Raw genomic sequence first — 10,492 nt, forward strand, 5'->3', positions numbered from 1 at the left:
ATTTTTTGGCAGACCGATCTTTATTAACTGCCAAATTATAGTCGATTACCGTAGCCACCGCAATGTCGCTACAGCGTCAGCACCCTGTCAAAACAACGAATAGGGGCCGTTTTGCCGTCAAAACATGTCGGATAACGGAAAAATCAGACTTTTGAACGACGGCGTGGTCCGCCTTGTCCTGGCATGCCTCCGCCGCTGTTGCCACGTGCCGGACCGTTTGTACGGTTCTGACCGCCACGACGCGGCTGCCCCATTCCCGGAAATCCCAGCGCAGTCTGCAGAGGGTCTGGTTGACGACTGCGTGGTTGGCCCTGGCGCCCAGCAGGCTTGCCCGGATTCTGCCCCGGTGAACGACCCTGGCCGACGTTTTGCCATTGGCTCGGACTTTGCGGTTGAGTGAATCCGTTATCGAAACGCCCCGCACGATTGCCGTTCTGACGACCGGGTTCGCCGTTGCGGCTTTTATTCTTGCCTTGTCCGTTGGCAGCAGTTGCTTGTTTTTCCAGCCCGCTCAATGCCAGCAAGGAGCGCACAGCATGTTCATCCATCTCCTCCCAGCGACCGCGCTTCAGACCGCTCGGCAATGTCATTGAGCCGTAGCGCGTACGAATCAAACGTGAAACGGTCAGGCCGATCGCCTCAAACATGCGACGCACCTCGCGATTACGCCCTTCGCCGATCGTCACGCGATACCATTTGTTCACTCCCTCGCCGCCGCCGTCGGCAATGCGAGAGAACTGCGCAGGACCGTCTTCCAGCTCGACGCCTGCCAGCAGCTTCTGGCGCATTCCTTCTTCCAGCTCACCAAGAGTACGCACTGCATATTCACGATCAATGCCGTACCGCGGATGCATCAGCCGGTTTGCCAGATCACCGGACGTCGTGAAAAGCAGCAGACCTTCGGTATTGAAATCGAGACGACCAACAGCCAACCATTTTCCGTTCTTCATTGTCGGCAAACGATCAAAGACAGAAGGACGGCCTTCCGGATCATTGGTGCTGACGATTTCGCCGGCCGGCTTGTGATAAACCAGTACACGCGGCGGTTTTTTGGTGACTTTGCGTTGAATCAGTTTGCCGTTGATGCGAACCTGGTCGGTCGGCAAAATTCTTTGTCCGATATGCGCCGGCTCGCCGTTGACCGAAACACGACCCGCGATGATCAATTCTTCCATGTCGCGACGCGAACCCAGTCCTGCTTCTGCCAGCACCTTGTGCAACTTCGGCGCATCGTCATCAGCAGTCAAATCGCGACGAACATTTTTTTGTTCATGACGACGCTTGCCTGCGTGATCGTCATCACCCACCAGCGCGTCGAACGCATCGGAGGTCACGAATGAAAATACCGCATCGGCATCGCCGTGCCTTATCCCCGGCTTGCCGCCTGCGGCATGCTTGCCCTGAGATTTTTGCGATCCTTTTGCACCCTGCTGCCGATCGTTACGGCGATTGCGTTCCTGGCCTTGTTCTCGCGGGCGATCGGTACGGCGCGCATTATCAGGCGCCACATTGCCTTCTGCCGGCGCAAACTCCGCCCCCGTTGCACCCACCGCCAACACTCCATCGGCATTGTCGTCGCGTCCTGCATTCTTGCGTGGCGCATTCCGCGCACGACGCAGGCTGCGTGGCCCGCGCAAACCGCGTTTTGCCGGTTTGGCGCCATTGTCGCCTAGAGGCGCGGCGACCTGCTCGCCTTCGCTCCGCTCGGAGTATTCCGATGAACGGACATCATCGGACGATGCGTCGGACAAATCATTTTTCGTTGGGCGATTCATCATTCTGTTCTTGGTTGTGTTGACCTTCGTCGTCAACTGTCATGTCGACTGCGGTAGCGATCTCCGTATCGTCATCTGACGTGAGATCGGTATTGGCAACAGTATTGTGGTGGTGGTCCAGACCGTTGGCGACCATGGAAAGTTCAGCAGTTTCTTCGGCGACTTCAGAGACGACATGTTCTGCAGAAGGCTCTTCTTCAGCACCGAAATCCATTGAATCCTGATCAAGATGTGCGGCCAGCTCGGCTTCCAAGCCCTGGATTTCAAGTAGCGTATCGCCCTGCATGTCATTTTTGTCGACCTGCTGCAGCGGCGGCAACTGGTCCAGCGATGTCAGTCCAAGATCGTCAAGAAATTGCTTGGTCGTTGCAAACAGTGCAGGCCGGCCAGGCACATCACGGTGACCGATTCCCTCGATCCAGCCTCGGTCCTCAAGCAGTTTGATCGTCTGCGAACTGACGGTAACGCCACGGATTTCTTCAATATCACCACGTGTGACCGGCTGGCGGTAGGCAATGATGGCTAGTGTTTCCAATGTTGCGCGCGTATATTTCGGCGGCTTTTCGGGATTCAGGCGTTCCAGATAAATCTTCATTTCCGGCCGGCTCTGGAAGCGCCATCCAGTCGACAGACTGACAACTTCAATGCCCTTGTCTGCCCAGTCCGTCCGCAATTCATCGAGCATTTGCCGGATTGCATCGACATCAATCTGCCCGTCCTCCGTCGCTTCACCGTTTTCGACATAAAGCTTCTTCATGTCGTTAATGGATAATGGCTCGTGAGCGCACAGTAGCGCTGTCTCGAGGACTTTCTTGGCCTCAGCAATATTCATTTACGAGTATGTACGGCTATAGGTTTAATGTGCAGAGCTTATATTCAACGACAATCATCACCGATGATGTCCGGCCTAGAGAACCAGTTGATACTGCTTTTTCCGGCGCCCGTTTAGAGGAGATTTGGATGGGCGGGAAATATCAAGACTTGTGAGACTTGGTTGCGGGGGCAGGATTTGAACCTACGACCTTCGGGTTATGAGCCCGACGAGCTGCCAGACTGCTCCACCCCGCGTCTGAAGAAATGAAGTATATACAGTATTGATGCATAACGCAATCATCATTGCGGATTCTTTGCGAGTGATACACTCTGTCATCCGATTGCGTTTGCCGTGACATGGCAATTCACCCGTGTCGGGGCTTCCGAAAAATAACGATTTCGATGTTGGCATCTCATGAATTTTTGTTCCGAATGCGCGCACCCGGTTGCACTCTCCATTCCCGTCGGCGACAACCGCCCACGCTACGTATGCAGTAACTGCGGTGCCATCCACTATCAAAATCCGAAAATGGTACTGGGATCAATTCCGGTGTGGGATGCAGATGGCGACATGCGCATCCTGCTGTGCAAGCGCGCGATCGAACCGCGTCATGGATACTGGACCTTGCCTGCCGGTTTTATGGAGAACAACGAAACGACGACCGAAGCCGCCATTCGCGAAACCGTCGAGGAAGCCGGCGCAAATATACAGTTGCACGAATTATTCTCGCTGCTCAACGTGCCGCACGTGCATCAGGTACACATGTTTTATCGCGCAACCTTGCTCGACCTGAACTACGAGGCAGGGGTGGAAAGTCTAGAAGTCAAAATGTTTGCACCGCATGAAATTCCCTGGAATGACATCGCATTTCAAACAGTCAGTCACACACTGAAATTTTTTCTGGAAGATCACGCGGCACGCAAGAACGGGGACACATACCGTTTCCACACGATGGATATTCTGAAGCCGGCCCCGCGCGCAGATTCCGTCCCGGCAAACTGAATAAAAAATGGCGACATAAAACATGTCGCCATTTTTAACTCTGCATTAAACAATCATTACCAGTAGGTTTCGCGCTCCGGTGTTGCACTGATCTTGTGAATGGACAGATCTGCGCCGTCGAATTCCTGCTCGGGATCCAGACGAATCCCCATCGTCATTTTCAACACCCCATAGATCAGCACACCGCCGATCAGCGCGATCACGATGCCGAGGCCGGTGCCAATCAATTGCGACATGAAGGACACACCACCCAAACCACCCAGCGCCTTCGTGCCGAAAATTCCCGCTGCCAGACCGCCCCACGTGCCGCACAGCCCATGCAACGGCCACACGCCCAGGACATCGTCGATCTTCCACTTGTTCTGCGTCAACGCAAACATCCAGACAAAAATGAATCCGCCAATTGCGCCTGTAATCAGTGCACCCAGCGGATGCATCAAATTGGAACCCGCACAAACTGCGACCAATCCGGCCAGCGGACCATTATGCACGTAACCCGGATCGTTCTTGCCTGCGATGAATGCGGCGAGTGTACCGCCGACCATTGCCATCAAAGAATTGACGGCGACCAGTCCATTCATCGCCTCCATGGTCTGTGCGCTCATGACATTAAAGCCAAACCAGCCGACCGTCAGAATCCAGGCCCCCAGTGCAAGAAACGGAATACTGGACGGCGGATGCGCCGCGATCGCCCCCTCCTTCGTATAGCGTCCGCGACGTGCGCCAAGCAGCAGAACCGCAGGCAACGCAATCCAGCCACCCATTGCGTGCACGACTACCGAACCGGCAAAGTCATGAAAATCCTCGGAGAACGTTGCATGCAACCATGCCTGGATGCCGAAATGCTGATTCCAGGCGATCCCCTCGAAAAACGGATAAACCAATCCAACGATGAGCGCGGTTGCCAATAATTGCGGATGGAAGCGTGAACGCTCGGCGATCCCCCCGGAAATAATTGCCGGAATCGCCGCGGCGAACGTCAACAGGAAAAAGAATTTCACCAGCTCGAATCCGTTACGTTGCGACAGCAATTCCGCGCTGCCGAAAAAGGTGACGCCGTAGGCAACGCCGTACCCGACAAAAAAATAGGCAATTGTCGAGACGGCAAAATCGACTAATATTTTGACCAGTGCGTTGACTTGGTTTTTTTTGCGTACCGTGCCCAATTCCAGAAAGGCAAAGCCGGCATGCATGGCCAGAACCATGATGGCGCCGAGCATGATAAACAATGCATCAGTGCCGTTTTTAAGTGCATCCATGTGGAAAAATCTCCCGATTAATGTGCAAAGCAAATAATTACCGCACCAGAAAAGCAAAAATCGTTCCATTTTGGTGATTTTTACAAACACATGATTCTTAAGGATATTTTTAAAGTCTCGTCCGCTGGCGGAATTAACGCACCAACTACGCGCAAAATAACGGGCCAAATTGGGGAGATAGCATGATTCCGTGGCTGGAACCTGACGCTCCTTTTCCGGACGTTTCTACCGCATTAACCGAGGTAGACGGTGCAGCCGGATTGTTGGCGGCCGGTGCCGATCTGTCGCCGGAAAGATTGCTGATGGCTTACCGTGCGGGCATTTTTCCCTGGTTCTCGGATGGGCAGCCGATTCTTTGGTGGAGCACGGATCCGCGCATGGTGCTATTTGTCGATCAGTTCAGAATTTCCAACAGCCTCAGAAAAATCCTGAAGAAAGTGCACCACAGCATGGCATCCGGCGGATCCTGGGAGGTCCGCTTCGATCATGCATTCGAAGATGTAATGCACGCGTGTGCAGAGCCGCGCAACGGCGAAGCCGGTACCTGGATATCCGAGGAAATCGTCGCCGGCTACGCGGCATTGCACCGCAACGGCTACGCGCATTCCGCCGAAGTCTGGCTAGATGGCAAACTGGTCGGCGGTGCATATGGCGTCAGCATCGGTCGAATGTTTTATGGCGAATCCATGTTCACCCGCGTGAACGACGGATCCAAGATTGCTCTCGCATATCTGGTCGCCTTCCTGAAAAGTCATGGTGTATCGATGATAGACTGCCAGCAGCAAACGACGCATCTGGCTTCACTCGGTGCGGCGCCAATATCACGTTTTGAATTTGTTTCTTTACTGCGGCGGGCAGTCGATGCTCCGCAGATTACGGACTGGAAACCAATTGCACCGCTGCCAGTCAATTCATGATGACTACCGCATCGCCCGTTCTCCCGCTCAACATCCGCTCAAGCAGAATGTAAGCAACCATGACGCATCCTAAGGAATTACCGTTTTCGACCCTGCAGTTCTACGCAACGGCACCTTATCCTTGCAGCTATCTGGACGGGCGACAGGCACGTTCGCAGGTAGCAACGCCATCGCACCTGATCAATGCCGATGTTTATTCAGAACTGGTCAAAAGCGGCTTCCGTCGTAGCGGCATTTTTACTTATCGCCCTTATTGCGATGGCTGCCACGCCTGCACTCCGGTACGCATCAGAGTTGCCGAATTCGAACCGAATCGCAGCCAGCGGCGTGCACACGCGCGGCACGGCAATCTGCAAACTTCGGTTACCAAACTGGCTTACCTGCCAGAGCACTATGAATTGTATCTGCGGTATCAGGCAGCACGTCATGCCGGCGGCGGCATGGATCAGGACAGCCGTGATCAATACGCGCAATTCCTTCTACAAAGCAAAGTCAATACGAGACTGGTCGAATTCCGTGACGAAGATGGCACGCTGCGCATGGTCAGCATCATCGATGTTCTCGGCGATGGCCTTTCTTCCGTCTATACGTTCTACGATCCCGACCAGCACAATGCATCGTACGGAACCTACAACGTGCTGTGGCAGATCGAACAGGCAAGATTGTTGAACATGCCGTACATCTATCTCGGTTACTGGATTCAGGAAAGTCCGAAGATGTCGTACAAAATCAATTTCCAGCCATTGGAAGCGCTGCAGAACGGACAATGGCAACCACTGGTTTCGGCTTGACGCCAGCTCGCGCTAGAATGCATGCCTGCCGCCGGTGTCGCACCGGCATTTCTACAGCTTCTATCATCATTCCATCGTGTCCGAAAAACTCCTCTACGCCCTTGCCCGCCCCTTCCTGTTCTCCATTGACCCGGAAGCCGCACACAACCTGACGTTACCGGCATTGCGTCGCGCGGCCGGCTGGGGCCTGACATCTTCGTTCGCCAAGCCATCGGACGATCCGCGGACCGTGATGGGCATTACCTTTCCCAACCCGGTCGGCCTCGCCGCCGGCCTCGACAAGGACGGCGCCTACATTGACGGGTTGGCGACACTGGGTTTTGGCTTCATTGAAGTCGGCACAGTGACGCCACGTGCGCAACCAGGCAATCCGATGCCGCGCATGTTCCGTCTGCCGCAGGCAAAAGCGATCATCAACCGCATGGGATTCAACAACGGCGGTGTCGATGCATTCGTGTCGAATGTTCAGGCATCGCGCTTCTATCAAAACAAGGAAGGCGTGCTGGGATTGAACATCGGCAAGAATGCCGACACGCCGATTGAACGCGCCGTTGATGATTACCTGATCTGCCTACAAAAAGTCTATCCGTATGCGAGCTATGTCACTATCAACATCTCATCGCCGAATACAAAAAACCTGCGTCAATTGCAAGGCGCATCAGAACTGGATGCCCTGTTATCCCGATTGAAGGAAGCGCAGCAACGCCTGGCCGATCAATATGGAAGTTATGTGCCGATTGCCTTGAAAATTGCTCCGGATATTGATCAGGAACAAATTCAGACAATCGCCGAAGCTTTGCTCCGACACAAAATGGACGGTGTCATCGCGACCAACACGACGATCAATCGCGATGCCGTGCAAAATCTGAAACATGCAGATGAAACAGGCGGACTCTCTGGCGCGCCTGTTTTCGAAGCGTCAAACACCGTGATTCGCGCATTGAAAAAAGAGGTAGGCGACGCCCTGCCAATCATCGGGGTCGGCGGCATTCTGACTGGAAACGATGCCTGCACAAAAATGGATGCCGGCGCTTCACTGGTGCAGTTGTACACCGGACTGATTTATCAAGGACCAGCGCTGGTGCGGGAATGTGCGGCCGCACTACATGGTCAATGACGTAGTAAAGCAGGTTCGTCGAAGTGCTGAAATCACGCCGCAAAAAAAAGCCCAAACTTGGTTTGGGCTTTTTTTTCATCTACATCATTCGTTTATTCGACTTCGACCGTTTCCGGAGCAGCGGTTGGAGGCGCAGTATCACCTTCGCTGAAATCCAGCTTGATCTGATCCTGCTCATCCAGGTCAACGGTAACCTTTCCACCCGTAACCAGACGACCGAACAACAGTTCATCAGCCAGCGCCTTGCGAATCATGTCTTGAATCAGACGTGACATCGGGCGCGCACCCATCAACGGATCAAAGCCTTTTCGACCAAGGAATTTGCGGAGATTATCGCTGAAGATTGCTTCAACTTTTTTCTCGTGCAATTGTTCTTCCAGTTGCATCAGGAACTTGTCGACCACGCGCAGAATGATTTCTTCATCCAGCGCACGGAAGCTGATGATCGCATCAAGACGATTACGGAATTCAGGCGTAAACATCCGCTTGATATCGGCCATTTCGTCGCCTGCTTCCTTCTTCTCGGTGAAACCGATCGTACGCTTCTGCAGGCTCTCTGCACCGGCGTTCGTCGTCATGATTATGATCACATTGCGGAAATCCGCCTTGCGACCGTTGTTGTCGGTCAACGTACCGTGATCCATCACCTGCAACAGGATATTGAAAATATCCGGATGCGCTTTTTCGATTTCGTCGAGCAGCAGCACAGCATGCGGTTTTTTCGTAATCGCCTCGGTCAGCAGACCACCCTGATCGAAACCTACGTAGCCCGGAGGCGCACCGATCAAACGACTTACCGCATGACGCTCCATGTATTCGGACATGTCGAAACGAATCAACTCGATACCCATGATGAACGCCAGCTGCTTGGCGGCTTCGGTTTTACCGACACCGGTTGGCCCCGAGAACAGGAACGAGCCAATCGGCTTGTCGGTTTTACCCAAACCTGCGCGCGCCACCTTGATCGCGGAACCCAATGCTTCCAATGCCGGATCCTGACCGAAAACAACATTTTTCAGATCGCGTTCGATGGTCTGCAACTTCGAGCGATCATCCTGATTGACTGTTTGCGGCGGAATGCGCGCGATCTTGGAAATGATGTCCTCAATCTCGGATTTGCCAATGGTTTTCTTCTGCTTCGATTTCGGCAGGATGCGTTGCGCCGCACCAGCTTCGTCGATCACGTCAATTGCCTTGTCCGGCAAATGACGATCATTGATGAAGCGCGCGGCCAGTTCCGCCGCCGAAGTCAACGCCGACGAAGAGTATTTGACGCCGTGATGCTCTTCGAAACGCGACTTCAAGCCACGAAGGATCTGGATTGTCTGTTCGACGCTCGGCTCATTGACATCAATCTTCTGGAAGCGACGCGACAGTGCGTGGTCTTTCTCGAACACCCCACGGAATTCCGTGAAAGTGGTCGCGCCGATGCATTTCAACTGGCCATTGGACAATGCGGGCTTCAGCAGATTGGACGCATCCAGCGTACCGCCTGAAGCCGAACCCGCACCGATGATCGTGTGGATTTCGTCGATGAACAGGATACCGTTCGGATTGTCTTTTAACTGCTTCAATACCGCCTTCAATCGCTGCTCGAAATCACCGCGATATTTGGTACCAGCCAGCAGCGCACCCATATCGAGCGAGTAGACAACGGCGTTTTGCAACACTTCAGGCACGTCGCCTTGCGTAATGCGCCATGCAAGACCTTCGGCAATCGCAGTTTTACCAACGCCTGCTTCGCCCACCAGCAATGGATTGTTCTTGCGACGACGGCACAATGTCTGGATCACGCGCTCGACTTCGCCTTCGCGACCGATCAGTGGATCGATCTTGCCATCGGCTGCCATCTTGTTCAGATTCTGCGTGAACTGATCAAGCGCACTTTCCTTCTGCTGACCTTCGGCCGACGGCGCGTCCTCGGCACCTTCTGGTGCTTTCTGCGCATCAGGCTGCTGATCCTTGCGAACCCCGTGCGAAATGAAGTTGACGACGTCCAGACGCGTTACGCCCTGCTGATGCAGATAGTAGACAGCATGGGAATCTTTTTCGCCAAAGATCGCAACCAGCACATTCGCTCCGGTCACTTCCTTTTTGCCGTTAGACGCTGATTGCACGTGCATGATTGCGCGCTGAATCACCCGCTGAAAACCCAGTGTCGGCTGCGTATCAACTTCTGCAGTACCCGGCACGGTCGGCGTGTTGTCGCCAATGAAATTGGTCAGCGTCTTGCGCAGGTCCTCGATATTGACCGCACAGGCACGCATGACTTCCGCGGCCGACGGATTATCGAGCAACGCAAGCAGCAGATGCTCTACCGTAATGAATTCATGACGCGCCTGTCTCGCTTCGACAAACGCCATGTGCAAACTGACTTCCAATTCCTGCGCAATCATACTTCCTCCATCACGCACTGCAGGGGATGCCCCGCTTTCCGGGCGTGGTTCAAAACCAGCTCAACTTTTGTAGACGCTATATCTTTGGGATAAACGCCACAAACACCTTTTCCGTCGCGGTGAACCATGAGCATGATTTGCGTCGCAGTCTCACGATCTTTACTAAAGTATTCCTGAAGAACCATCACGACGAATTCCATCGGCGTGTAATCGTCATTCAGCAATAACACCTGATACATCGACGGCGGCTTGAGTTTTTGCTCTTGCCGCTGAAGAACCGTTCCATCGTCATGCTTAATTGCCATAGGCTTATTCTAATACGTCCACCCATGCACACAATGCCCGGAAGAACGGGGAAATAAATTATTAATTCAAATCTTACGCGTTTTCTTCTGTGGATGCAGATGACGATCAACAAAGC

Annotated in this window: 9 protein-coding genes and 1 tRNA gene; 4 read left to right on the forward strand and 6 right to left on the reverse strand. The window is 53.7% G+C overall.

The genetic code is table 11. From position 1 onward, the window contains the following. Positions 1-143: 143 nt before the first annotated feature. From rluB to VN114_RS02210, 3 genes are all read right to left on the reverse strand, one after another. Entirely contained in the window at positions 144-1,775 is a 1,632-nt protein-coding gene (gene rluB, locus VN114_RS02200; RefSeq protein ID WP_325511547.1) for a 23S rRNA pseudouridine(2605) synthase RluB, read from the reverse strand. Then, positions 1,753-2,607, reverse strand: coding sequence for an SMC-Scp complex subunit ScpB (gene scpB, locus VN114_RS02205; protein WP_325511532.1), 855 nt, complete (start codon positions 2,605-2,607; stop codon positions 1,753-1,755). Before scpB ends, rluB begins: the two co-directional genes overlap by 23 nt. A 159-nt stretch (positions 2,608-2,766) precedes the next feature. After that, positions 2,767-2,843 (reverse strand) — tRNA-Met (locus tag VN114_RS02210). 160 nt (positions 2,844-3,003) lie between these two features. On the opposite strand from VN114_RS02210, the gene VN114_RS02215 reads away from it, so the two are divergent. Further along, positions 3,004-3,591 (forward strand): NUDIX hydrolase, encoded by a 588-nt coding sequence (locus VN114_RS02215; RefSeq protein ID WP_325511534.1) that lies wholly within the window; start codon positions 3,004-3,006, stop codon positions 3,589-3,591. A gap of 56 nt (positions 3,592-3,647) precedes the next feature. On the opposite strand, the gene VN114_RS02220 is transcribed toward VN114_RS02215, so the two are convergent. After that, complete coding sequence (locus VN114_RS02220) at positions 3,648-4,850, reverse strand: ammonium transporter (protein WP_325511536.1); 1,203 nt, start codon at positions 4,848-4,850, stop codon at positions 3,648-3,650. 182 nt (positions 4,851-5,032) lie between these two features. On the opposite strand from VN114_RS02220, the gene aat reads away from it, so the two are divergent. The 3 genes from aat to VN114_RS02235 all read left to right on the forward strand — a co-directional run bounded on the left by aat (position 5,033) and on the right by VN114_RS02235 (position 7,675). Continuing rightward, positions 5,033-5,767, forward strand: a complete 735-nt coding sequence (gene aat / locus VN114_RS02225) for a leucyl/phenylalanyl-tRNA--protein transferase (protein WP_325511538.1) — start codon at positions 5,033-5,035, stop codon at positions 5,765-5,767. 59 nt (positions 5,768-5,826) lie between these two features. After that, positions 5,827-6,558, forward strand: a complete 732-nt coding sequence (locus VN114_RS02230) for an arginyltransferase (protein WP_325511540.1) — start codon at positions 5,827-5,829, stop codon at positions 6,556-6,558. 76 nt (positions 6,559-6,634) lie between these two features. Continuing rightward, complete coding sequence (locus tag VN114_RS02235) at positions 6,635-7,675, forward strand: quinone-dependent dihydroorotate dehydrogenase (protein WP_325511542.1); 1,041 nt, start codon at positions 6,635-6,637, stop codon at positions 7,673-7,675. 92 nt (positions 7,676-7,767) lie between these two features. Here VN114_RS02235 and clpA read toward each other — a convergent pair whose 3' ends face one another. Further along, a complete protein-coding gene (clpA, locus tag VN114_RS02240) occupies positions 7,768-10,071 on the reverse strand; it encodes an ATP-dependent Clp protease ATP-binding subunit ClpA (RefSeq protein ID WP_325511544.1) in 2,304 nt (767 codons plus the stop codon). Next, the gene (gene clpS, locus VN114_RS02245) at positions 10,068-10,376 is read right to left on the reverse strand and encodes an ATP-dependent Clp protease adapter ClpS (RefSeq protein ID WP_325511546.1); all 309 of its coding nucleotides are present in this window, start codon (positions 10,374-10,376) and stop codon (positions 10,068-10,070) included. Before clpS ends, clpA begins: the two co-directional genes overlap by 4 nt. Between the last annotated feature and the right edge of the window lie 116 nt (positions 10,377-10,492).

Origin of the sequence: Oxalicibacterium sp. (genome assembly GCF_035565035.1) — a bacterium.
GTDB lineage: Bacteria > Pseudomonadota > Gammaproteobacteria > Burkholderiales > Burkholderiaceae_D > Oxalicibacterium.